This window comes from Leminorella grimontii ATCC 33999 = DSM 5078, from assembly GCF_000439085.1.
Classification (GTDB): domain Bacteria; phylum Pseudomonadota; class Gammaproteobacteria; order Enterobacterales; family Enterobacteriaceae; genus Leminorella; species Leminorella grimontii.
Map to the genome: position 1 here is coordinate 199474 of NZ_AUUA01000001.1, position 23182 is coordinate 222655.

General features: G+C 54.8%; 21 protein-coding genes. 7 read left to right on the forward strand and 14 right to left on the reverse strand.

Features of this window, described 5'->3' with window-relative positions:
- Positions 1–37: 37 nt before the first annotated feature.
- On the reverse strand, positions 38–247 hold the full coding sequence (locus tag G544_RS0101005) for an HAD family hydrolase (protein WP_027272861.1): 210 nt from the start codon (positions 245–247) through the stop codon (positions 38–40).
- A gap of 240 nt (positions 248–487) precedes the next feature.
- On the opposite strand from G544_RS0101005, the gene G544_RS0101010 reads away from it, so the two are divergent.
- Complete coding sequence (locus G544_RS0101010) at positions 488–901, forward strand: hypothetical protein (protein WP_027272862.1); 414 nt, start codon at positions 488–490, stop codon at positions 899–901.
- A 117-nt stretch (positions 902–1018) separates the two neighbouring features.
- The gene (aroG, locus tag G544_RS0101015; RefSeq protein WP_027272863.1) at positions 1019–2086 is read left to right on the forward strand and encodes a 3-deoxy-7-phosphoheptulonate synthase AroG; all 1068 of its coding nucleotides are present in this window, start codon (positions 1019–1021) and stop codon (positions 2084–2086) included.
- Between the two features lie 61 nt (positions 2087–2147).
- On the opposite strand, the gene gpmA is transcribed toward aroG, so the two are convergent.
- The 11 genes from gpmA to modE form a co-directional block, all read right to left on the reverse strand.
- Positions 2148–2900 (reverse strand): 2,3-diphosphoglycerate-dependent phosphoglycerate mutase, encoded by a 753-nt coding sequence (gene gpmA, locus G544_RS0101020; RefSeq protein ID WP_027272864.1) that lies wholly within the window; start codon positions 2898–2900, stop codon positions 2148–2150.
- Positions 2901–3053: 153 nt separating this feature from the next.
- On the reverse strand, positions 3054–4100 hold the full coding sequence (galM, locus tag G544_RS0101025; protein ID WP_027272865.1) for a galactose-1-epimerase: 1047 nt from the start codon (positions 4098–4100) through the stop codon (positions 3054–3056).
- Positions 4094–5260, reverse strand: coding sequence for a galactokinase (gene galK, locus G544_RS0101030; RefSeq protein WP_036023036.1), 1167 nt, complete (start codon positions 5258–5260; stop codon positions 4094–4096). Before galK ends, galM begins: the two co-directional genes overlap by 7 nt.
- Positions 5261–5431: 171 nt before the next feature.
- Complete coding sequence (ytfE, locus tag G544_RS0101035; RefSeq protein WP_027272867.1) at positions 5432–6094, reverse strand: iron-sulfur cluster repair protein YtfE; 663 nt, start codon at positions 6092–6094, stop codon at positions 5432–5434.
- Positions 6095–6232: 138 nt separating this feature from the next.
- The gene (gene galT / locus G544_RS0101040; protein ID WP_027272868.1) at positions 6233–7288 is read right to left on the reverse strand and encodes a galactose-1-phosphate uridylyltransferase; all 1056 of its coding nucleotides are present in this window, start codon (positions 7286–7288) and stop codon (positions 6233–6235) included.
- Complete coding sequence (gene galE, locus G544_RS0101045) at positions 7281–8300, reverse strand: UDP-glucose 4-epimerase GalE (protein ID WP_027272869.1); 1020 nt, start codon at positions 8298–8300, stop codon at positions 7281–7283. Before galE ends, galT begins: the two co-directional genes overlap by 8 nt.
- 165 nt (positions 8301–8465) lie before the next feature.
- On the reverse strand, positions 8466–8948 hold the full coding sequence (locus G544_RS0101050; RefSeq protein WP_027272870.1) for a hypothetical protein: 483 nt from the start codon (positions 8946–8948) through the stop codon (positions 8466–8468).
- Between the two features lie 209 nt (positions 8949–9157).
- Positions 9158–9730 (reverse strand): cysteine hydrolase family protein, encoded by a 573-nt coding sequence (locus G544_RS0101055; RefSeq protein WP_027272871.1) that lies wholly within the window; start codon positions 9728–9730, stop codon positions 9158–9160.
- A gap of 32 nt (positions 9731–9762) precedes the next feature.
- A complete protein-coding gene (locus G544_RS0101060) occupies positions 9763–10308 on the reverse strand; it encodes a hypothetical protein (RefSeq protein WP_027272872.1) in 546 nt (181 codons plus the stop codon).
- A 28-nt stretch (positions 10309–10336) separates the two neighbouring features.
- A complete protein-coding gene (modF, locus tag G544_RS0101065; RefSeq protein WP_027272873.1) occupies positions 10337–11815 on the reverse strand; it encodes a molybdate ABC transporter ATP-binding protein ModF in 1479 nt (492 codons plus the stop codon).
- Positions 11816–12061: 246 nt separating this feature from the next.
- Positions 12062–12847, reverse strand: coding sequence for a molybdenum-dependent transcriptional regulator (gene modE / locus G544_RS0101070; RefSeq protein WP_027272874.1), 786 nt, complete (start codon positions 12845–12847; stop codon positions 12062–12064).
- 246 nt (positions 12848–13093) lie between these two features.
- On the opposite strand from modE, the gene G544_RS21510 reads away from it, so the two are divergent.
- The 4 genes from G544_RS21510 (at position 13094) to modC (ending at position 15967) form a co-directional block, all read left to right on the forward strand.
- Positions 13094–13225, forward strand: a complete 132-nt coding sequence (locus G544_RS21510; protein WP_027272875.1) for an AcrZ family multidrug efflux pump-associated protein — start codon at positions 13094–13096, stop codon at positions 13223–13225.
- 212 nt (positions 13226–13437) lie between these two features.
- Positions 13438–14214: a molybdate ABC transporter substrate-binding protein gene (gene modA / locus G544_RS0101080; RefSeq protein WP_027272876.1), complete on the forward strand. Its 777-nt coding sequence runs from the start codon at positions 13438–13440 to the stop codon at positions 14212–14214.
- The gene (modB, locus tag G544_RS0101085) at positions 14211–14900 is read left to right on the forward strand and encodes a molybdate ABC transporter permease subunit (protein WP_027272877.1); all 690 of its coding nucleotides are present in this window, start codon (positions 14211–14213) and stop codon (positions 14898–14900) included. Before modA ends, modB begins: the two co-directional genes overlap by 4 nt.
- Positions 14900–15967 (forward strand): molybdenum ABC transporter ATP-binding protein ModC, encoded by a 1068-nt coding sequence (gene modC / locus G544_RS0101090; RefSeq protein WP_027272878.1) that lies wholly within the window; start codon positions 14900–14902, stop codon positions 15965–15967. Before modB ends, modC begins: the two co-directional genes overlap by 1 nt.
- A gap of 48 nt (positions 15968–16015) precedes the next feature.
- Here the strand turns inward: modC and G544_RS0101095 are convergent, their stop codons facing one another.
- Complete coding sequence (locus tag G544_RS0101095; protein WP_027272879.1) at positions 16016–16840, reverse strand: pyridoxal phosphatase; 825 nt, start codon at positions 16838–16840, stop codon at positions 16016–16018.
- Between the two features lie 727 nt (positions 16841–17567).
- Here G544_RS0101095 and uvrB point away from each other — a divergent pair.
- On the forward strand, positions 17568–19589 hold the full coding sequence (gene uvrB, locus G544_RS0101105) for an excinuclease ABC subunit UvrB (RefSeq protein WP_027272880.1): 2022 nt from the start codon (positions 17568–17570) through the stop codon (positions 19587–19589).
- A gap of 72 nt (positions 19590–19661) precedes the next feature.
- Here uvrB and G544_RS19660 read toward each other — a convergent pair whose 3' ends face one another.
- Positions 19662–22322, reverse strand: coding sequence for a hypothetical protein (locus G544_RS19660; RefSeq protein WP_051155515.1), 2661 nt, complete (start codon positions 22320–22322; stop codon positions 19662–19664).
- Positions 22323–23182: the final 860 nt, after the last annotated feature.

Consider the following 23182-nt stretch of genomic DNA (forward strand, 5'->3'; position numbering starts at 1 on the left):
ATGGTTTGTTTATTTTTACGGGTGATAGCGTATAGCGCTAGCTCAGCCTGTACGGCTGCTCAACAATATACCCGTGCAGCTGTTCGTGCGTCACGCGCTGGGCGTCGAGGCGCTTTTTCAACTCGTTGCCCATAATTCGAAGCGTCATGCGGTTGACTTCCGACTTTTGCTTCTCAGCTTTGCGCAGGTGATAGTCGAGCTCGTAGTCCTCAGAAAAATTAACGAATTCACGCTCGTTAAGTCCCATCGTTGACCCTCCATTAAAAAGCGGTGAATTATGTATAGCCGCTATGCCTTAATATTGCCAATGAAATGAATCAATAATGGCGTACGCAGTTCACACTTTGCGCATATTCTTCAATGACGTATAGATACATTACCGCGCAGATCGCAACGCAGCGGGTGAAAACAAAAATTAGCCAAGCGCAGAGCGCTGACCTGTGTGAAAATAGCGCCCGTTGTTGATACCTACGCTTGGACCCCTGAGATGAAAAAGGAACTGTTATACCTTCTGGCGCCGCTGCTGCTTTCCCTGTCCTTATCCGTACATGCCGCAGCGAAGCCTCAGTGTGAGGATTTGTCCTTCCCGGAAGGCGAAGGGTATGACTTTGGCACGCGCTGCTTTTGGCCTGGATCAACGCTTAGAGCGGTATGGCGAGATTTTTACCAGCGGCAGCAGAGCCAATACTTTGGCAAGACGCTGCGCCAAAATCTTGTTCCCGGTAAAAACGTTACGGATAAACTCCCCGATGATGAAAACGGCTATCCGACGAACCAGTATAAGTGGGCCGGCAAAAAGCATCTGGAGCTGACGCTCTTTTTCGGCGGCGGCGTAACGACCATTACGCTGGACGAAGGAGAGAAGGGTACGACGATTATTGAACACTATTCGCCGGATTAAAGGCTCTGGTTGTGTCCTTCAGCCCATTTGTTGTAGGCTGTACAATTGCGCATTAAATAAAAGAACAGACAGACAAATATACATAGACAAACACACCGGATGGTAAGAAGGACAACCATGAACTATCAGAACGACGATATAAGAATTAAAGAAATTAATGAGCTATTGCCTCCGGTCGCATTGCTGGAAAAATACCCCGCAACGGAAAAAGCGGCGGTGACGGTGGCAAGCGCCCGCGAAGCGATCCACAACATTTTAGCCGGCGACGACGATCGCCTGCTGGTGATTATCGGCCCCTGCTCCATTCACGACATTGACGCCGCGCTAGAGTATGCCGGTCGTTTGAGCGCGCTGCGCAAGAGCCTGAGCAAAGATCTGGAAATCGTTATGCGCGTCTATTTTGAGAAGCCGCGCACCACCGTAGGTTGGAAGGGGTTAATCAACGACCCTTACCTGAATCACAGCTACCAGATTAACGACGGTCTGCGCATCGCCCGTAAGCTGCTGCTGGACATCAACGACGGCGGCATGCCGACGGCGGGCGAGTTTCTGGATATGATCACGCCTCAGTACATGGCGGACCTGATGAGCTGGGGCGCCATCGGCGCACGCACCACCGAGTCTCAGGTTCACCGCGAGCTGGCATCGGGCCTTTCCTGCCCGGTCGGATTTAAGAACGGCACCGACGGTACGATTAAAATCGCCATCGACGCCATCAACGCCGCCAGCGCGCCGCACTGTTTCCTGTCCGTGACCAAGTACGGCCACTCCGCCATTGTGAATACGCGCGGTAACCACGACTGCCATATCATTCTGCGCGGCGGCAAGCAGCCGAACTATAGCGCGGAAGACGTGGCGCTCGTTAAAGAGACGCTGAATAAGGCCAAGCTGCCGCAGAACGTGATGATTGACTTCAGCCACGCTAACAGCAGCAAGCAGTATAAAAAGCAGATGGAAGTATGCGAAAACGTCTGTCAGCAAATCGCCGGCGGCGATACGGCAATCACCGGCGTGATGGTGGAAAGCCATCTGGTTGAAGGCGCGCAAAATCTTGAAGGCGGCTGCCCGCTGATCTACGGCCAAAGCGTGACCGATGCCTGCATCGGCTGGGAGGATACCGAGCTGCTGCTGCAAAATCTTGCCTACGCGGTGCGTGCGCGCCGCGATCGTCACGAAGAAGAGTAAGCTAACGCGAGATAGAAATGCGGGAGAGGGAAGCCTCTCCCGTTCTGCTTTTAGGGCCTGTTTACTTAGCCTTACCTTGATTAGCCACCGCCGCCGCCTTGGCAGCGATCTCGGCGGCGTCGCCCAGATAGTAATGCTTAATCGGATTCATCTTTTCATCAAACTCATACACCAGCGGCACCCCGGTGGGGATGTTGAGCTCCAGAATTTCCTCTTCGCCCATATTGTCCAAAAATTTGACCAGCGCCCGCAGCGAGTTGCCGTGGGCGGCGATAATAACGCGTTCACCGCTGGCTACGCGCGGTTTGATGACGTCATTCCAGTAGGGGATGACGCGCTCAATGGTGGTGGCCAGGCTTTCGGTCACCGGCAGCTCAGAGGGCGTAAGGCTCGCGTAGCGACGATCGTGGCCGGGATAGCGTTCGTCTTCTTTGGTCAGTTCAGGCGGCGTAACGGCGAACCCGCGACGCCAGAGCTTAACCTGCTCATCGCCGTACTTCTGCGCGGTTTCCGCTTTATTCAGCCCTTGCAGCGCGCCGTAGTGGCGCTCGTTGAGCTTCCAGGACTTTTCTACCGGCAGCCACTGGGCGTCCATCTTGTCCAGAATGCCCCAAAGGGTATGAATGGCGCGTTTCAGGACCGAAGTATAGGCAAAATCAAAGACGAATCCTTCCTCCTTCAGCAGTTCGCCCGCCTGAGCCGCTTCGGCGCGCCCTTTGTCGGACAGGTCGACGTCGGTCCAGCCGGTGAAACGGTTTTCTTTGTTCCACTCGCTTTCACCATGCCTGACGAGAACCAGTTTTTTAACGGCCATGATATGCTCCTTACTGCTAGGTTCTATTGATAATAATTATCATTATACTCTTGTTGTGGTAAATGCAAACTGACAGATTAAGAATAGTCGAATTCATTGACGGCGGCGGGAGAGAGGAAGCGGCCCGGCTCGCTTGAACCGGGCTAAGATGCGTTAATTTATAAGGCTGAATTGGTAAACCGTTGTTGAACGGTAGTCTTCTCCCGGCTTAAGCCAGCAGTCGGGCTGCGGCCATTCGGGATGGTTGGGGCTGTCGGGCAGAAACTCGCTTTCCAATGCCAGCCCGGCGAAGCTGCCGTACTCGCCGCCGTCGCGCGAGGGGGTTCTGGCGAGGAAGTTGCCGCTGTAAAACTGGAGCGCCGGCTTGGTGGTGTAGACGCTCATCACCACGCGTTCGTCGGACGACCACAGCCTTGCGGCGGGGATTTTTCCTTCGCGGCAGCGCTCCGACAGCAGATAGGCGTGATCGTAGCCGCTGACCTTACGCTGGCAGTCATCCGCTAAAAAGTCCTGCGCGATGCGCTTGGGCTGGCGGAAGTCCATCCCTCCTACGGTAACCGGCGTCAGGCCCGCGTCGGGAATGCCTTCTTTATCTACCGGCAGGAAATAGTCGGCGTCAATTTGCAGCCTGTGCGTTCGGCAGTCGGCGCTCTTACCGTCCAGATTGAAATAGGCGTGATTGGTGAAGTTCACCGGGCAGAGGCTGTCGACGGTGGCGAAATAGCTGATTTCAACGCGGCCGTCGTCAGTCAGGGTGTAGGTGACCTCTACGCGGAGGTTGCCTGGAAAGCCGTTGTCGCCGTCCGGCGAGTCGAGGCTGAACGTTGCGCTGTTTTCATCATGACGAACGACGCTCCACCGCCGCCTGTCGGGCCCGTTAGCGCCGCCGTGCAGCTGGTGTTCTCCCTGATTGGGAACCAGCGCGAAGCTTTGCTCACCGCGCGTAATGCGCGAGAAGGCGATTCGGTTCGCATAGCGCCCAACCGTGGCGCCAAGATAGGCGGTCTGGCGCAGATAGCCTTCCGGGGATGAGCAGCCCAGCAGCACTTCCCGCATTTCTTCTGCGCCCATAGGCAGCTCGCAGGATAACCAGGTCGCACCCCAGTCCATCAGCGCGACCCGCATTCCCTGGCGGTTTGCCAGGTGAATAATCGTGAAAGGCGCGCCGTCCGGGGCGAGCGAGGGAGAGGCGGTTAACATAGGCTGGCTCCTGCTGAGGCTTTGCATAAGTAAATGGTTTCCGTCATGCCGGTACGAGAGTGGTACTGTTCGCTAACGGCGCGCCTGACGGCGTCGACGTTGGATTCAGGGAGCAGCGCGACGACGCAGCCGCCGAAGCCGCCGCCGGTCATGCGTACGCCGCCGGCTTCTCCGATAACGTCTTTGACGATCTCGACCAGAGTGTCGATAGCAGGGATGGTGATTTCAAAGTCATCGCGCATGGAGGCATGCGACAGCGCCATCAGCTGGCCCATAGTGACCCAGTCACTTTTTGTTAACGCATCGGCTGCCGCCAGCGTTCGGGCATTTTCGGTAATGACGTGGCGGGCGCGGCGAAACACGACCGGGTCCAGCTGGCTTTGCGCCGAAATCAACTGCTCCAGCGTCACGTCGCGCAGGGCCTTCACGCCAAAGAAACGCGCTGCGGTTTCACACTGCTCCCGCCGGACGTTATATTCGCTGCCGACCAGCCCACGCTTGACGTTAGAATTGATAATCATCACCGCCATTTCCGCAGGCATAGGCACCGCACGGGTTTGCAGGCTGCGACAGTCAATCAGCAGCGCGTGACCTTTTTCTCCAAGAGCGGAAATAAGCTGGTCCATAATGCCGCACTGGCAGCCGACGAACTGGTTTTCCGCCTGCTGGCCGTTGAGCGCCAGCGCGGTGCCGTCGAGCGGCAACTGATAGAGCGACTGAAAGGCCTTGCCGACGGCGACCTCCAGCGATGCCGACGAACTCAGGCCCGCGCCCTGAGGCACGTTGCCGCTGATAACCAGATCGGCGCCGTTGAATCCCGGCGAGCGCTGTTGAAGGTAGAGCACGACGCCGCGTACATAGCTGGTCCATATAAAGTTGGCCCGCATAGACTCGGCATGGGGTTCAATGGGTTGCGTCAGGGAAAAGCTGTCCTGCTGATTCTGATAGTCGGCGGCAATAACGCGTACGATGTGGTCGTCACGGGGCGAGGCGCAGATAACGGTCTGGTAGTCGATGGCGCAGGGCAAAACGAAGCCGTCGTTATAATCGGTATGTTCGCCGATAAGGTTGACTCTACCCGGCGCCTGAACGCTCAGGGCAGGGGAAAAGCCAAAGGTATTCTGAAACAGGGACCGGGTGCGGGCAACGAGCGCGTTCATGACAAACTCCTGATTCACTGTAGTTTATCTAGTGTAGCATCAGAAATTTCTCAGTTCTTTGTGCTAATTAACGGAATAGCAGGTTGGGTATTGCTGAAGTTATTTTGAGGCGGTGCCCTTTTAGCCAAAACGGGCCTCTATGGCCCGCTTTGATATATGGCCGTTGGCAGGTTATTCGCCCGCTAAGGCGCGTGGGAACAGCACGTTGTTTTCCAGACTGATGTGGTTCATCAGGTCATCGGTCAGCTCGTTGATGCCGTTATAAAGCGCTTTCCACGTCGTACAGGCTTCCGGCGGCGGCGTCACATTATTGGTGACGTGCCTGATGACTTCCAGCAGCTCGCCCGCCTCGTCGTGTTCGCTTTCCATGACCGAGATCGGGCCTGCGGCCTGGCTACCCATGCCCTGTTTAATCATAGGGAACAGAATGCGCTCTTCTTTCATCATGTGGCTGCTAAGCTCATCGTGCAGCATGGTGAGGTACTTCGTCAGGCCGCGCGGCGCGTTAGGATTGTCGGCATAGACGCGCTCGACTTTGGCCGCCTGCAGCATCAGTTCGGGAAGCTGTTCGCGATGGCGATCGTGATAGCGCACGATGATGCGGTCGATAATGTCGCCCAGCGGCGCGCTTTGCCAGTCTTTTTCCGGCGCTTCGGTAGACAGTGCGGCAAGCTCGGCCTCTATGGCGTCAAGGTCGAGCTCTTTTTTGGTCGCGGCGCGAAGCAGCGTTTGCTTGCCGCCGCAGCAAAAGTCGAGATTGTACTTACGAAATAGCGCAGAAGCGCGAGGAATGCTCAGGGCCAGTTCACCCAGCGGACGATCGCGAAAAGCCATCATAGTTGCCTCTCTCTATAGAATATAAATTGCATTTTAAATGCATCTTTAATAAAAGCCATAACCCATTCGGGTGAGGAAAGCATTTACAGGGAGAAGAGAAGCGCCTCCCACCAAGCGGGAGAGGCCGGAAAACCGTTATGACTCGGCGTAGTGAACGTCGCTCACGGCCCTAAGCCGCTCAGCCGCCTGCTCGGGCGTCAGGTCGCGCTGCGTTTCGGCCAGCATTTCATAACCGACCATGAATTTGCGCACGCTGGCGGAGCGCAACAGAGGCGGATAGAAATGAGCGTGCAGCTGCCAGTGGGCGTTGTCTTGACCGTTAAAGGGCGCACCGTGCCATCCCATCGAGTAGGGGAACGAGCAGGTGAACAGATTGTCGTAGCGGCTGGTGAGCTTTTTCAACGCTACGGCCAGATCGCTGCTTTGCTCTGCGCTAAGCTCCGTCATCTGGCGAACGTGGCGCTTAGGCAGTAGAAGCGTCTCAAACGGCCAGGCCGCCCAATAGGGAACCACGGCCAGCCAGTGGGCGGTTTCCACCACCGTACGGCTGCCGTCGGCCAGCTCGCGATTGACGTAGTCAAGCAGCATCGGCGAACCGTGCCGATTAAACCAGTCACGCTGCAGGCGGTCTTCCTGCTCGGCTTCGTTCGGTAAAAAATCGTTGGCCCACACCTGCCCGTGGGGATGCGGATTTGAGCAGCCCATCGCCGCGCCTTTGTTTTCAAATATCTGAACCCAGGGGTAATCGGCGCCGAGTTCGGTGAGCTGACGCCGCCAGGTGGCGACAATCTCTTCCAACGCGGGCAGAGAAAGTTCCGGCAGCGTCTTTCCGTGGTCGGGAGAAAAGCAGATAACCCGGCTGGTGCCGCGAACGCTTTGGTAGCGCAGCAAGGGGTCGCCTGACGATTCCGCCGTAGGCGTATTCGGCATCAGCGCCGCGAAGTCGTTGGTGAAAACGTAGGTTCCCCGATAGTCGGGATTGACGTCGCCGGTAACCCGTACGTTACCGGCGCAAAGATAGCATGAAGGATCGTGCGACGGCCGCTGGTGGGTATCGGGCGGCTCCTGCTGCCCTTGCCACGGGCGCTTCGCCCGATGGGGAGAGACCAGCACCCACTTATCGGCCAGCGGATTGTAGCGGCGATGCGGGTGATCTAACGGCGTGAACTTACCTTCTGCGTCATCATTCATCGGGATAGCCCTGAGGGTTATTGGACTGCCAGCGCCAGGTATCGACGCACATGTCGTCCAGGCTGCGCTTTACCCGCCAGCCCAGTTCATTGGCGGTTTTGGTCGCATCGGCGTAGAAGCAGGCGATATCGCCCGCTCGGCGGGGTGCGAAGCGATAGGGGATCGACTTACCGTAGGCGCGGCTGAAGGCGTTGACCACGTCAAGGACGCTGTAGCCAGTTCCCGCACCGAGGTTGTAAATATGGGTACCCGGACGATGGGTTAGCGCGTTGAGCGCGACGACGTGGCCATCGGCCACGTCAACGACGTGAATATAGTCGCGCACGCAGGTGCCGTCCGGCGTCGGGTAGTCGTTGCCGAAGATGGACAGGTATTCCCGACGGCCTACCGCGACCTGGGCGATAAACGGCATCAGGTTATTGGGGATGCCCTGAGGATCTTCACCTATCAGGCCTGAAGGGTGTGCGCCGACTGGGTTAAAGTAGCGCAGCAGCGAGATGCTCCAGTCCGGCTCGGCCTTTTGCAAGTCCTTAAGGCACTGCTCGACCATCAGCTTGCTTTGGCCGTAGGGGCTGGTGGGATAGCCTGTAGGCATGCTTTCTACATAAGGGACGCTCGGCTGCTCTCCGTAAACGGTTGCCGACGAGCTGAAGATGAAGTTTTTTACACCGGCTTTACGCATGGCCTTCACCAGCGTTAAAGAGCCGTGAATATTGTTCTCGTAATATTCCAACGGTTTTTGTACCGACTCGCCGACGGCCTTAAGGGCGGCAAAGTGAATAACGGCGTCGATAGCGTGATGGGCGAAAATATTTTCCAGCAGCGCCTCATCGCGAATATCACCCTGATAAAAAACGGGCTCTTGCCCTGTGAGCTGGGCGATGCGAGACAGAACGCTTCTCTTGCTGTTGCACAGGTTATCAATAACGATGGGCGAATGACCCGCCTCAATCAGCTGCACGCAGGTGTGGCTGCCGATGTAGCCCAAACCGCCGGTAATCAGTACATTCATGTTTCTATTCCAAAAGTAAAATCGGCTTAATAATAGCACAGCCGCTTAGCGGGAAGGTGACGGAGGTTAAAAAGTTGAAACGTTAAGGCGAAGGGCGATAGGCAGTGGAATCAACGAGATATAAAAACGCCCGCGGGTAGGCGGGCGCGTTCAGGGAATAATCAATTAGCGGTGTAGCCAGCCTTTAGTGACGGACTTGCTCTTGGTTTTAATGCTGTTTGGCGGCGTGACAAACAGGTAGTCGATGGAGCTATTCAGGCCGATGGCCTTGTATCCGGCCAGCTCGAACTCGTACGGCTCTTCGCTGGTGCTGCCGTAAACGACCGTTTCGAACACCAGCTGGCGGCTGCCGTTATTGATAAGCCAGGACTTATCCATTTTCTTTTCCGGCTCCATGCGAACGGTGGTTCCGTTTACCAGAGTGAAGTCGTTGGACATAATCAGGCCGTATTCGTCGACGCTGTTATCGTCGGTAACAACGTAAACGTGATTAACGAAGAAAAAGTAAACGCCGGCCAGCGCCACCAGCGCTAAGGCAGGGGCGCCTTTTTTCAGCTTGTCGTTTTTACGGAAAACGATAAACAGGGCAATAGCTGCGATAGCGGCAACAACGCCGAAAATGATATAGATGGTATTAATAGGAAACATAGAAAGCGTTTAATCCCTTAAAAAAGCCAATAACAAAAATTTTATTAAAACGAAACCGTCGGTAGTCACCCAGACTGCATACTTGAACTGTATAAAAGGCTCGGTCTTCCTTAACCGTTTCGGCGCCGAGTGTAGCAGTTTATACGGGGGAGCCAAAATCAGAGAGGATAAAAACGGAGCTAATTTTTTAGTTAGCTCCGATATTAAAACTATGACTTGAAAAATACGTCACTGGTAGTGATTTCTGCCATCGGGCGCAGCATATCCATACTTTGTTGATGAAGGTCTGCCGTCGCGGCGGCGCAAAGATCTTCCAGCACCGTGACGCGAAAGCCGAGGTCGTGCGCCTGACGGGCGGTGTTCTGGATAGCCATCGCCGAACTGACGCCCGCCAGCAGAACGTGGTCATAGCCTCTGTCCGTCAGCCAGGATAGCAGCGCATTGCCGGCAAAGGCGGATACGGCCTTTTTTACCACCACTTCATCCTGCGGCTGCACGTCGAGGCCTTCTACCCAGTCGCATCCGGGGTCGCTCAGGCGCAGGGCGCCGTTTTGCTTGGCCGCGTTGAACATTGGCGAATAGGGCGGAATATCGCTGTAGTCGTCGGCGAATCCGACCTTCACCCAAACGATAGGGATGGATTTGGCGCGGGCTGCGGCGACGGCAAGGTTGGTTTTCGCCACCACGTTCCGATCCTTCGTTTGCCCGGCGCTGCCGTTTGAACGGCCGCGTTCGCCGATGATTTCTTCAATGAGGTCGATAACGATGAGTGCACTAGACATGGCGTAATCTCTCTTGATGTAAAAATGCGTTTCTATAATTCGCTGAATACTTTCAATCGTTGATTCATATAATGGGCTATCTGCGCTTGGTTTTGCAGGCGCTCCACAACGCTCCAGCCCCAGTCCGCCAGGATAAGATCCCCCAGCGAAGCGAGCGCGTTGAGCGCCTCAATGCCTTTTTCCAACTCTTCTTGCGTATACGGAACCAGCATCAGCCACAGGTGGTGAATCACGTCGCCGTCGACGTCATAGAAAACGGAGATGTTTTCATTGTAGACGAAGGCGCCCGCGTTTTTACACTCTTCACGGTATGAGCTGTATCCGGTGAGAACGCGGTCATATTTTTTCAGAACGGGGCCAAGCGCCTGTTCAAGGCGCGTGACGGGAATTTTTCGCTCAGCCAGGCTGATGGGATTGTCTTCGCGAATAAATATATCCGTAAAGCCGTCACCGTCCCGGTGAGCTTCGCTAAACCCATCAATCTCGTCCATTTTATTTTTGCAGTATGTCAGGTTTTCGCATGGCAAAATCTCTATTTGGCAATAGTCGTCCTCGTGAAAAAAGGCCGCTTTTTCCATAAAACCGCTCCTTATTTTATTTTCGTTGTCAGGCCGCAGGGCATCGCAGCTGCTCGATTCCGTAGGCATAGCTGTTGCCCGTCGGGATAAAGCTCAATCGATGAGTGATGCAGGCGGGGGCGTCTTGTGCATGATGGGAGACGAACAGCAGCTGGCTTTTACCTTCCTGCATTAAAACGTCAATCCAGCGTCGCACCAGCTGGCGGTTCAGCGGATCGAGCCCTTGAAGCGGCTCGTCCAAAATCAGCAGCCTGGGGTGTTTCACCAGCGCGCGGGCGATGAGCGCCAGCCGCTGTTGCCCCCAGGAAAGCGAGTGAAACGGCGAGTCGGCGATGGCGTCAAAGCCAAGCAGCGTTAGCCAGCGCTGTGTGAGCTTTTGTTGAGTATCCGAAGTGGCCTGATAAACGCCGATCGAGTCCAGATAGCCCGACAGGATAACGTTGCGCACGCTGGCGCTGACCCGGTAATCCTGATGCAGGCTGCTGCTGACGTAGCCGATGTGCTTTTTGATGTCCCAAACGGTTTCGCCGCTGCCGCGCCGACGGCCAAACAGCGTCAGCTCATTACTGTATCCCTGCGGGTGATCGCCGGTAATGAGGCTTAACAGCGTCGATTTCCCCGCGCCGTTGGGGCCGACGATTTGCCAATGCTCCCCTTGATTAACCTGCCAGTTCAGCCCGTTGATAATCGCCCGGTCGTTATAGGTGACGATTCCGTTGTTGAGTTCAATCAGTGGTTCGTCGGGTGGGAAGGGCGCGGTTTCCTTTAACTCTGGCGGCGGGAGCTCAGTGCCCGCCAGCCGCTCGCTTTGCGCCAGCTGTTCAACCAGCGCTTCGGCGAGGATTTCACGCCGCAAGCCTGTTCTGACAAGCTGGCAGTCGGCCAAGATGCCGACGTGGCTGATGAAGTCGGGAATTTCATCAAAGCGATTAAGCACCAAAACGAGCGTAATGCCGCCGCGGGAAAGTTCGAACAGAAGCGCCGCCAGCTGTTGGCGCGACGTCACGTCCAGCCCGTCAAACGGCTCATCTAAAATCAGTAGATCAGGAGAGGATATTAGCGCTTGGCACAGCAGCGTTTTGCGGGTTTCTCCGGTGGAAAGATACTTAAAGCGCCTTTCGAGCAGGTGAGTAATGCCGAACGTTTCGGCGAGTTGCCGACAGGCATTCTCATCTCGATGATTCATTTGGATAATGTCGGCGGTCGTGCGGCCGGTGTCGTCTTCACCTTCGCTAAGCAGGTCGGTGTTGTTGCGCTGCCACTCTTCGGTAATCAACTTTTGCAGCTGTTCGAATGAAAGACGAACGATGTGCGTGAAGTCGGTTTCTCTTACGCCGCCGAGCAACGTAAGTTCATCAGAAAGCGCGCGCGCCAGAGCGGATTTTCCGCTGCCGTTGCTGCCAACGAATGCCCAGCTTTCGCCTTCCTTAAGGCAGATCGTTGGTAAAAGCAGAGTTTTGGTATCGCTTAGCCGAAAGTTTCCCTCTGAAATGGTGAGCTGTTTCATTATGTAGCCTTTCCTGACAATGTATATTCGACATCCTTCAAGCGGCCTCGAGGCATCTTGAGGGATGTCGACTATAGTAACGCTGCGGTTATTGTTATTTTTTAGTTATGACATTTTTCATCATGTCAAACATGCGCTAAAAATGCAGCAACATAACGTGCTGCCAGAATGGGATCCATGAACTGAAAAAAACGTCGGCCGCAGAAATATGCGGCCGACTTAAACGAAGCGGTGACAGAAGTCAGGCTAGCACAGCGTAGCGATAATAACGCTTTCCGCCTGGAAAGTGGCCCAGAGCGCCTGACCTTCCGTAAGCGCCAGCGCCTTTGCCCGTGGGTGGCTGACAGTGGAGCATAGGGTTTCTCCACCTTCCAGCGTTAACAGCACTTCGACGCGCCGCTCGCCTTCGGTAATGGATGCCACGCGCCCCGACAGGCAGTTGTCGGCATCTTTGACTTCAGCATTGTGAAGCTCGATGAGGGGCGCTTTTATCAACGCCAGCACCTCTTTGCCCTGAACGAGGCCGAGCCTTTTAATGCTTTGGTGAGTTAACGAGGCATACAGGCTCGTTTTCCCGTCGGCCAGCAAAACGCGCACGTATCCCGGCGGCGCGGACGTTTCTGCCGGGAGCACGGTACTGAAAAATTGATTGCGGGCGCTGGTCTGCAGCGAGAAGCGGGCGATGGCGCCCAGCAGGCTGTCTAAGGGAATGTCGTCATCCTGCAGGGCGTCAAACGCCTTTTGCTGAATTTTTTCCAACAGGCCGTAAAGCTGAAGCAGGCGTTTGCCGTAGGAGGTCAAATGGGCGCCGCCGCCGCCTTTTCCTCCCGTTGCGCGCTCAACCAGCAGGCTGTCGGTCAACTGGTTCATTTCATTAACGGCATCCCAGGCGCTTTTATAGCTGATGCCGGCCTGCTTGGCCCCTTGGCTTATCGAACCGGTATTGTCGATCTGCTTTAACAGCGTAATGCGTTTAGGATCGGCGAACAGGTGTCCCTGGAGCTTTAATGTCAGTAAAATTTCAGCATTCATCAGACAGGACCCGTATAAAATAGAAAGAAGTTATTGATAACCTTGCCATAGGAAGAGGGGAAGGAACAAGACGCCGTCCTTCACATTTTGATAAATGATACCATTAAGCGGCGTCGTAATGCGGAGAAATGTCACCGCACGGATAGCTGAAACTTGTCGATGGAAACGAAATAAACTGTGCTATCATTATCTACAAGTACGAATGCGGAAAGCGAAGGGCGCTTCCCAGATTTTGGTGGAAGAACGATGTTTGAATTATTGAAAAGCTTAGTAGTTGTGACCTGTCTGGTCCCCGTCGTTATGGCGATCATTCTAGGGCTTATTTACGCTTTCGGCGAGCTGTGCAACTTTATTTCCAGCTTTGGCCATAGCGAATAGCGATTGCATTTCGTTAGCAGTCCGTACCCTCTCTTTTAAAAAACCGGCGCGATTGAATAATATCGCGCCGGTTTTTTTATGTCCGCCGTTTTTATGTTTTTATCGTGAGTAACTCGACTGAGGCAATGACAAGCGAACAATAAGTCGCTATATTATCGATTACATATCGAATCGTTACTGCTTACTTCCTCTCTCATAAAAACGAGGCAACAATGAAAAAGACATTTAAGATGACGGCGTTTATCGCCTTGTTGGCCGCTGGCGTACTGAATTCTGCCGCGGCGGCGGAAAAAATCACCGTATTCGCGGCGGCGTCTTTAACCAATGCGCTGGATGAGATCGCAGCGAAATACCAGAAAGCGTCGGGCGTGGAAATTAAAGCCTCGTACGCCTCCTCTTCCACGCTCGCTCGTCAGATTGAGCAGGGCGCTCCCGCCGATATGTTTATCTCTGCCGATCAGCAGTGGATGGACTACGTGGCGGACAAAAAGCTGATTGAAGAAAAAAGCCGCGTAACGCTTCTGGGCAACGATCTGGTGTTGGTTGCGCCACTGAACAGCCAGTTGAAGCATGTTAACGTCAACAAAGTTACCGACTGGTCATCCCTGCTGAAGGACAGCAGGCTGGCAGTTGGCGATCCGGACCACGTACCGGCCGGTATTTATACCAAGCAGGCGCTGACCTATTTGGGCACCTGGGAGCAGCTGTCCCCGAAAATGGCCCGCGCCAATAACGTTCGCGCCGCTCTGGCTCTGGTTGAGCGGGAAGAAGCCCCGCTGGGCATCGTTTACGGTTCTGACGCTGTCGCCAGCCAGAAAGTGAAGGTAGTCGGCATTTTCCCTGAAGAAAGCCACCTGCCGGTTGAATACCCGATGGCGACGGTAAAAGGCCACTCAACGGCTGCGGTAGAGGCCTTTTCCAAGTATCTGGCGACGCCGGAAGCTTCAGAGGTGTTTACCCGTTACGGCTTTAGCCCGCGTAATAAATAATGCTCTCCGCCTATGAACTAGAAGCCCTGCTGCTGAGCCTGAAGGTGGCCGCAGTAGCGGTGGCCTTCAGCCTGCCTATCGGCATTATGGTCGCCTGGGTTTTGGCGCGCTGTCAGTTTCCCGGCAAGGCGCTCGTTGACAGCATTATTCATCTTCCGCTGGTGCTGCCTCCCGTGGTTATTGGCTATTTGTTGCTTATCGGCATGGGGCGTAAAGGCGTCATTGGCCAGTGGCTTTATGAATGGTTTGGCTTCAGCTTTACCTTTAGCTGGCGCGGCGCGGCCTTGGCGTCTGCGGTGATCGCCTTTCCCTTAATGGTTCGGGCGATTAGGCTGGCGCTTGAAGCGGTGGACGGTCGGCTGGAACAGGCGGCCAGAACGCTGGGCGCCGGCTTTTGGCGCGTGCTGTTCACCGTGACGCTTCCGCTGGCTTTTCCCGGTCTGCTTGCCGGCGTCGTGCTGGCTTTCGCCCGTTCGCTGGGCGAGTTCGGCGCGACGATCACCTTCGTTTCCAACATTCCCGGTGAGACGCGCACCATTCCTCTGGCGATGTATACGCTGATTGAAACGCCCGGCGCCGAGGGCGACGCGGCGCGGCTGTGCCTTATCGCTATTCTGCTCTCTCTGCTGTCGCTTCTGATGTCGGAGTGGCTGGCGCGCTGGAGCCAGCGGAGGCTTAAAAGCTAATGCTTAAACTTGATTTTAAACAGCAGCTGGGAGCGCTGGGGCTGGAAGTTTCCGTTGAGGTGCCAGCCAACGGCATTACTGCCGTTTTCGGCCTGTCAGGCGCGGGAAAGACCTCGCTGATTAACGCCGTGAGCGGCCTGACGAAGCCGGACAGCGGCGTCATTATGCTAAACGATCGTACGCTGGTTGACTGCGGGCGGGGCGTGTTTATACCGCCGGAGAAGCGACGCATCGGCTATGTGTTTCAGGAAGCGCGGCTGTTTCCTCACTACAGCATCCGCGGGAATTTGCAGTACGGAATGAAAGCGCAGATGCGCGGCCAGTTTGATAGCATTGTCGAGCTGTTGGGCATCGGCCACCTGCTTAAGCGTTTTCCGATGACGCTTTCCGGCGGGGAAAAGCAGCGGGTCGCTATTGGCCGCGCGCTGTTAACCGCGCCGGAGCTGCTGCTGATGGATGAACCTTTAGCCTCTCTTGACGTACCGCGTAAGCGTGAGCTGATCCCTTATCTGGAGCGGTTAGCGAAGGACGTCAATATTCCTATTCTGTACGTCACCCACAGCATGGAAGAGATCCTTCGGCTGGCCGAACAGGTGATCGTGCTGGACGCCGGCAAGGTGAGGGCCTCCGGTGAGCTGGAGGCCGTTTGGGCCAGCGACGCCATGCTTCCCTGGCTACAGCAAGAAGAGCAGAGCAGCGTGTGGAGCGTGACGCTGTCACGACAGCACAACGTCTATCCGATGAGCGCATTGGCGCTGGGTGATTATCATCTGTGGGTCAATCGGCTGGACGTGCCGACAGGGCAGCGGGTCAGGGTTCGCATCAGCGCGGCGGACGTCTCGCTCACGCTGAGCCTGCCTGAGCACAGCAGCATCCGCAATATCCTGCCTGCCGAGGTGGTTGAGCTGCATCCCTATGACGACAGGGTAGAAGTAAAGCTTATCGTCGGCCAGCATTTCTTATGGGCAAGGATCACGCCGTGGGCGCGCGACGAGCTGGGCATCGCCATTGGCCAGCGGCTGTTCGCCCAGATAAAAAGCGTCTCTATCAGCCGAGAGGTGTGGTAACAGGCCCGTATAGCGTTCCCTTAACCGCCTGGGCGGCTAAGGGAGCCGTTAGGCGGCCAGTACGTGTTTTCTGATCGTTTCTGCAATGCCCGGCGCTTCGTTTTCCGTCGTAACGACGTCGGCCGCGGCCTTTACTTCGTCGCTGCTGTTTCCCATTGCGACGCCCAAACCCGCCTGAGAAAGCATGCTGATGTCGTTAAGGTTGTCGCCAAAGGCGATGACGTTTTCCATCGACAGCCCCTGCGACGTTACCCATTCCCGCAGGCGGCTGCCCTTGCTGTTGCCTCCCTGCGCCATATCGATTTGGTTATGCCAAGAGCGCTCGCAGGTTAGCCCCAGCTCTTGTTCTATTTGCGCGCTGAATGTGGCCAGAAGCTCTGCGTCATCGCAGACGGTTGCGAACTTCCATACGTTGTCCGCCCGCTCGATAGCGGCCTCATAGCTTTCAACCTGCTCAATCGCAGGGCGCTGATGCTCGGGCAGCCGCCCGGCCCAAGCAAGCCAGCGGCCGATAGCCTCATCGTGGCGCTCGTACTGCATGGCGTTATCGACGTACAGCAGGCTGCGAATGGGAAGGTCGCGAATCCGCTTGGCTACGTGAAGCGCCTGCGCTTTAGTCAGCGGCGTGCCGGAGAGCACCCTTTGGCTTTGATAGTGGTAGGCATACGTACCGTTGCAGCAGATAGCGGGCGTATCCAGCGCCAGCGCCTGATAAAAAGGATGAATGGCAACGTGGTGACGCCCCGTGGCGATGACCACCTTAACGCCCTGACGGCGGGCCTCGGCCAGTGCGCTAAGGGATTCGGGTAAAATCTGTTTTTGCGAGGTAAGCAGCGTGCCGTCTAGATCAAGAGCAATAATTTGATATTTCATCGTTTATCACAGGGCTGGATTGAATGGTAAGAAATGTCCCCATTCGAACACAAAATGGCCGGGCGATCAAAAGATCTGCATACCCTGTCGACAGATAGACGCAATAAGGCCGCTTCGTTGCTCTCCCTTATGGAAGATACTGCGCAATCCGCTGGTTTTTTTATGCGTTCTTTTTGGCGAAAACAGCACAAAAATTTTTTTGTTTGCGGCATTTTTTCTGCGCAAATCAAAGGGGAGGCGATCGCAATGTTGCAGTATTAGTAGGAAAATTTTACTTATCCACTATTCCTGTGGATAACCTTGTGTATTAACGTTAGAAAAATGACTTCAGGCTAGCTGGAATGCGGCTTTTTATGTTTTTGACTGGATTATCATCATTCATTGAAATTCATTTATTATCAATAAATTAATTAAAATCAAGAGGGCCATCGTCCGCACCTTTCATCATTGTTCTGCGTTTGCAGGAAAAATTCCAGAAAACAAAATGTCAATCGCTTTCTGGGGATAAAATAGATTTTTGTTGCTTGACGAATCGCGTTTAGCGTGTCCCTAAACGATGAAGATAATATGCACGCAACAATGAACAAAACGAATGGGTGGGAGGTGGTTTCGCGCTGTTTAAATATACAGTATAATGGCGATGGTAAAAAGTCCTTCTGGTTCACATAATAGAAACTATGATTTCTAACCGTCGGTCATTAACGATGAGAGCAGGTAGTCATTAACCATGAGCAAAACATTTAAGCTGCATTCGGCGTTTGCGCCCGCGGGCGATCAGCCGGAAGCGATCCGCCGCCTGTCTGAAGGTCTGGAAGACGGCCTTGCGCACCAAACTTTGCTGGGTGTGACCGGCTCCGGCAAAACGTTCACCATTGCTAACGTTATTGCCCAGCTTGAACGTCCTACTATGATTTTGGCGCCTAACAAAACGCTGGCGGCTCAGCTCTATGGCGAAATGAAGGCCTTTTTTCCGGAAAACGCCGTCGAATATTTCGTCTCGTACTACGACTACTATCAGCCGGAAGCTTATGTGCCCAGCTCCGACACCTTTATCGAAAAAGACGCCTCCATCAACGAACACATCGAACAGATGCGGCTGTCGGCCACCAAAGCGCTGCTGGAGCGGCGGGACGTCGTACTGGTTGCGTCGGTATCGGCAATTTACGGTCTGGGTGACCCCGACGCCTATCTGAAAATGATGCTGCACCTGACGCGGGGCATGATTATCGATCAGAGGGCGATCCTTCAGCGCCTTGCTGAGCTTCAATACACGCGTAACGATCAGGTCTTCCAGCGCAGCACCTTCCGCGTGCGCGGCGAGGTGATTGATATTTTTCCCGCCGAATCGGATGAGTACGCGTTGCGCATTGAGCTGTTTGACGACGAGGTTGAACGCCTGTCGCTGTTTGACCCGCTGACCGGGCAGGTTCAGCAGGTGGTGCCGCGCTTTACCATTTATCCGAAGACCCACTACGTCACGCCGCGCGAGCGCATCCTTGAGGCTATTGAGGGCATCAAGGAAGAGCTCGCCTCTCGCCGCAGAGTGCTGTTGGCTAACGACAAGCTGGTGGAAGAGCAGCGCCTGTCGCAGCGCACTCAGTTTGATATTGAAATGATGAACGAGCTCGGCTACTGCTCGGGCATTGAAAACTACTCCCGCTATCTTTCCGGGCGCAAAGAAGGGGAACCGCCTCCGACGCTGTTTGATTACCTGCCGCCGGACGGCCTGCTGGTCATCGACGAATCCCACGTAACGGTGCCGCAGATTGGCGGTATGTACCGAGGCGATCGGGCGCGGAAAGAGACGCTGGTGGAGTACGGCTTTCGCCTGCCGTCCGCATTGGACAACCGCCCGCTGCGCTTTGAAGAGTTCGAACAGCTGGCCCCGCAGACGATTTACGTCTCGGCGACGCCGGGCAACTACGAGCTGGACAAATCGGGCGGCGAGGTTATCGATCAGGTGGTGCGCCCGACCGGCCTGCTGGATCCTGAAATTGAAGTTCGCCCGGTGGCGACGCAGGTGGACGATCTGCTGTCGGAAATTCGCCTGCGCGCGGAGAAGAACGAGCGGGTGCTGGTGACGACGCTCACCAAGCGAATGGCGGAAGACCTGACCGAGTATCTGGAAGAACACGGCGAACGGGTGCGCTACCTGCACTCGGATATCGATACCGTCGAGCGGGTCGAGATTATTCGCGATTTGCGTCTGGGCGAGTTTGACGTGCTGGTCGGGATTAACCTGCTGCGAGAGGGGCTGGACATGCCGGAAGTCTCGCTGGTAGCGATTCTGGACGCCGATAAGGAGGGCTTCCTGCGCTCCGAGCGGTCGCTTATTCAGACCATCGGTCGCGCCGCGCGCAACCTCAACGGCAAGGCAATCCTTTACGGCGACAGGATAACCAACTCAATGGCGAAGGCGATTGAAGAAACCGAACGCCGCCGGGCGAAACAGATGGCCTATAACGAGGAGAACGGCATCGTTCCTCAGGGGCTGAATAAGTCGGTCGACGACATCCTAGAGCTGGGGCAGGGATTAGGAACCTTGAAGCACAGCAAGGGGCGCGGCAAGAAGCGAGCGGCGGAACCGACCGCAGACTATCAGGCGCTTACGCCGCAGGCGTTGGACAAAAAGATCCGCGAGCTGGAAGGGCAGATGTATCAGCACGCGCAAAACCTGGAATTCGAAGAGGCGGCGCAGGTTCGCGACGAGCTTCAGCGCCTGCGCGAGCAGTTTATCGCGCAGTCGTAGGGGGCGTTCTTCTAATTGGCAAGAGGCGACGTTGGTCGCCTCTTTGTTTTTCAGCCTGTACGCCTCTGGCCGCTAGCGGAAGTGCCTGAATCCTCCCATATGGCCGTGAAATCCCTGACCGTAGTTGCTGCGGTCAAAACCGTGCAGGTTTTGCAGGCGTTCTCCATTGCCGGAGAGGCGGGGGGCCGTGCCGCTAACGGCAGGGCGAGAGCCGATATCGCGGTGGATCTGTCCTCGCGGCGCGGCGCCTGCCGTCGTATTAGCTGAATTTTGACGCATGGTCTGAAAGTTGTTGCGCACCTGGGTTCGCTGATCGCCTCGGCTACGCGCCAGCTGGTCCTGATGGATACCTGAGCCGGAGGGTGGGGTTACGCTTTTAAACTGACCGTCGGATTGCATCTGCTGCCAGCCGTTGTCTCGGTTATAGCGATAGACGTTGCCGTCTTTGCCCGCATAGATGCCGCCGTCGGTATGCACCACGCCGCCGTGAGTCACCTCGCCCGTGTCGGCGTTATAGTGCACGTAGCCAGAGCCGTGTGCATCGCCCCCGGGGCCTCGGCTATTGAATGCGCCAGCGGCCGTCGCGCCTTCATCGCTTCTCGTTGCGCGATTAACGCTGTCGGTGACCCGGCCCGTACGGGTATTGACCGAGGTTTTAGCGCCGCCGGCGATGCCGTTGCCGGTATCGGGGTTAAAGGCCGCGCCTCCGGTAGCCGCGACGGCGCGACCCGTTTGCGGATTGTAGCGAACGCCGCCGGCTGCGGCGGAATGAACGCCGGTATAGTCGTTCACGTTGCGCCCGGCATAGCCGTAGCCGTGCCCGCCGGTAACGTCATTGTGGAAACTGCCCCTCACGCCGGTGCCATAATTCCCGCTCCAGGGATCGGACCAGGAGACGCGGGTGCCCTGCGCAACGGTGTTTCCCCATCTGGCATAGACGTTATTAACGGCAATAGAAGGGCCATCGTGCCACCAGTCCGGCGGATCGTCATACCACGGTCCCCAGTAAGGGCCGTACCAGGCTGAAGCCCAGGCCATTCCAGAGATAAAGCCGAAGGTCCAGCCGACGTAAGGATCGTAGCCAAAGGCCGCGTTATAGCCGTAGGTGGTCGGGCAGCTATACCAAACGTTGCCGACCCAGGCGTTACAGGGATAGCCGCCACCGTAAACCACCACGCCGTTGCTGACGACGGTGCCGTAATAGCCGGAGGTATAGCCAACGTAGACCACGCTGTCCGTATGGCCGTAGACGTGGACATAAGTCACGTAGTGAACGGGAGAAGAAACGGGGATTGCGTAGATTTCTGCCGGAACGGAAAGCGCTACGCGCCACGGGCCGCTGGGGGAGTCAGCGGTAAACCATACGGCGTTTTGCAGCGCGTAGTAGAGGTTCGGCTTTATCTCAATCACCGGCAGGGCGCTGTTGACCGCATAAGAGAGCGTCGTGCTTTCAATCGGCTTAAAGACCGGTTTGCCTCCGTCATAGCTTACCGTAAGCTTCGCCTTTGCTCTGTCGACGCTGGCGGTTTGGGGGATTGCGTTAGCTATCAGAGATTCTTTGGCTTCCGGCGTACCGGGGATTGATGCCAATACGGCGCCCTTGGGGCTATCGGACGGAATGTGAGCAAAGTCCTCCGGCAGCTTGTCGCCGGGAACATAGCTCCACGGCCCCTGTGTTGAGGTAGCGGTAAACCAGCGGCCGGACAGCAGAACAAACCAGGCGTTGTCGGCGTTGGCGTCAATAAAAACGTCGGCGTTGGTGTTGCTGACGTACATCAGCTTGGTGCCCTCTATCGGTAAGAACTGCGGTTCACCTTCCACTTCTATCAGCTCGGTAGGGTGGGTTGCCGCATAGACGGTAGGGTATTTCCCTTCCGCCAGCCGACGCTTCATTTCGTCGCCGGGGTTGGGCATTACGTCCACGAGATGTGACTTGACCGCCTCGTTCATCGCGCTCTCTACGCCGGAAGGAACCTGGCTGATTGACTGCCAGGGGCCATTTAGCGCAGGCGCATTCATCCATACGTTAGCGAAGCGCAGATACCATCGACCGTCTTTTACCAGCAGGAGTGAGCGGGTGTTGATAACGCGCGATACGCCTTCAGACGCCGTGGCTTTAAGTACCGGATCGCCGTCAACAAGCACCAGTAGGGCGGGCGTAAAGGAAAATTGGACGTGCGGCGGCTCGTTGTTAACGGCGGCGCCGGCCTGCTTGTTTTCCGCCTGGCTGATAGCCAAAGAGGCCTCTAGCTGATCTAAATTCACCGTAAGGGCTTCGCGCGGCAGAGCGCTTTTCATTATTTCTAAGTAGCGGGCGCTGTCTTCCGCCGCCGTTGGAAAATTGACTTTATCCAACGTTATGTCGCTTAAGCGTGCGGTACGCGCCAGCGTGTCCGTTTCAATTCGAGCGGAGAACCAGGCCACGCCATAGCGGGCCGGCGTTGCCTTTCCCTTGTTTTTATTCGACGCTTTTTTATCTGCTTCGCCGTTGCTGTCAATGGATACCGCCAGTCGCCCGGTTAAGCGGTCGCCTTCTAAATTATCCAATTGGGGCTGATAAAACGTGACGGTGTTTCCTTCAATGACGTATTTGTGGGGCCAGGGTGATTCTTTTCCGGGCGGGGTTGCCGCTTGCGTATCGGTTGCCGCCCAGCTTTCGGTCACTGGAATAGCGGTCAGCGAGCCGGTCAGCAGGGCTGCGCAAAAAAGAATAAAGGGAGATGTTTTCATCATCGGCTCTCTTTAGCAGACGGATATTACTTAAGCTTAGGAGGGAGTGCATTAAGGCGCTAGCCAGAGGGTATCTTGCATACTTATTTGTCGATGAGTTTGGCAAGAAGTGGCTTTGTCGTTCGACGTACTGCATTTTCCGCGTTAGCCGCACATGGCTTACCGAATTGGTAATATTCTATGATGAAGAGGCGATGCCCGTTCTTTCTTCGCTTATGAGCAATTTGGCCTGAATGACTGTTTTTCTTCATGCTTTTTGGAAAGTCTTTTTTTAAGTAATATTGTAACAAAGTGTGAATTTGTGGTGGTTTTTTGAGCGCTTTGGACGATTGTCCATTGGTTTTTATTGATTTTCTCCTATTTTCTATAAAATGATCCATTTCGATTTTTATAAAGCGTTGTATTTTTCGCGGGTTTAGATTAGATATCTTTACCCGCAAAAGCGGTGTTTCCTTCGGGTGGTAAAAATATTGCTACGCATTATTGTTAATAAGAACTATTGGCGTTTAGATTTCTCTTATTAATCATAATGATCTTATTTTTGTTCTTCTCTTCATTAGGTTGGGTTTTTGTTTAATATGTATTTAGTTGTTATTTGTTGTATTGCTATATGAGTTGCTTTGTGTTTGTTATTTAAAATATATATATTGATTTTGTGTTTTTATTTCCAAATTTAATTTTTATTTTATCTTTGTTTTTTATTTTTTGTCTATTTGTTATTTTAAATTAATTTTATCCATATATTTCAGTTTGTTAGTTATTTTTAATTTCAATTTTAAATGGGTTGTTGGATTTTTTGATTGATAGTAAAAAATTATTGTTTTTCTGTTTTTGATAGTTTTTTGTGACTTGTTTAATTAATG

Excerpts from the sequence above, each read along its gene's own strand:
- G544_RS0101005 (WP_027272861.1), bottom strand. The coding sequence starts at position 247 with ATGGGACTTAACGAGCGTGAATTCGTTAATTTTTCTGAGGACTACGAG.
- G544_RS0101010 (WP_027272862.1), top strand. The coding sequence starts at position 488 with ATGAAAAAGGAACTGTTATACCTTCTGGCGCCGCTGCTGCTTTCCCTG.
- aroG (WP_027272863.1), top strand. The coding sequence starts at position 1,019 with ATGAACTATCAGAACGACGATATAAGAATTAAAGAAATTAATGAGCTA.
- gpmA (WP_027272864.1), bottom strand. The coding sequence starts at position 2,900 with ATGGCCGTTAAAAAACTGGTTCTCGTCAGGCATGGTGAAAGCGAGTGG.
- galM (WP_027272865.1), bottom strand. The coding sequence starts at position 4,100 with ATGTTAACCGCCTCTCCCTCGCTCGCCCCGGACGGCGCGCCTTTCACG.
- galK (WP_036023036.1), bottom strand. The coding sequence starts at position 5,260 with ATGAACGCGCTCGTTGCCCGCACCCGGTCCCTGTTTCAGAATACCTTT.
- ytfE (WP_027272867.1), bottom strand. The coding sequence starts at position 6,094 with ATGGCTTTTCGCGATCGTCCGCTGGGTGAACTGGCCCTGAGCATTCCT.
- galT (WP_027272868.1), bottom strand. The coding sequence starts at position 7,288 with ATGAATGATGACGCAGAAGGTAAGTTCACGCCGTTAGATCACCCGCAT.
- galE (WP_027272869.1), bottom strand. The coding sequence starts at position 8,300 with ATGAATGTACTGATTACCGGCGGTTTGGGCTACATCGGCAGCCACACC.
- G544_RS0101050 (WP_027272870.1), bottom strand. The coding sequence starts at position 8,948 with ATGTTTCCTATTAATACCATCTATATCATTTTCGGCGTTGTTGCCGCT.
- G544_RS0101055 (WP_027272871.1), bottom strand. The coding sequence starts at position 9,730 with ATGTCTAGTGCACTCATCGTTATCGACCTCATTGAAGAAATCATCGGC.
- G544_RS0101060 (WP_027272872.1), bottom strand. The coding sequence starts at position 10,308 with ATGGAAAAAGCGGCCTTTTTTCACGAGGACGACTATTGCCAAATAGAG.
- modF (WP_027272873.1), bottom strand. The coding sequence starts at position 11,815 with ATGAAACAGCTCACCATTTCAGAGGGAAACTTTCGGCTAAGCGATACC.
- modE (WP_027272874.1), bottom strand. The coding sequence starts at position 12,847 with ATGAATGCTGAAATTTTACTGACATTAAAGCTCCAGGGACACCTGTTC.
- G544_RS21510 (WP_027272875.1), top strand. The coding sequence starts at position 13,094 with ATGTTTGAATTATTGAAAAGCTTAGTAGTTGTGACCTGTCTGGTCCCC.
- modA (WP_027272876.1), top strand. The coding sequence starts at position 13,438 with ATGAAAAAGACATTTAAGATGACGGCGTTTATCGCCTTGTTGGCCGCT.
- modC (WP_027272878.1), top strand. The coding sequence starts at position 14,900 with ATGCTTAAACTTGATTTTAAACAGCAGCTGGGAGCGCTGGGGCTGGAA.
- G544_RS0101095 (WP_027272879.1), bottom strand. The coding sequence starts at position 16,840 with ATGAAATATCAAATTATTGCTCTTGATCTAGACGGCACGCTGCTTACC.
- uvrB (WP_027272880.1), top strand. The coding sequence starts at position 17,568 with ATGAGCAAAACATTTAAGCTGCATTCGGCGTTTGCGCCCGCGGGCGAT.
- G544_RS19660 (WP_051155515.1), bottom strand. The coding sequence starts at position 22,322 with ATGATGAAAACATCTCCCTTTATTCTTTTTTGCGCAGCCCTGCTGACC.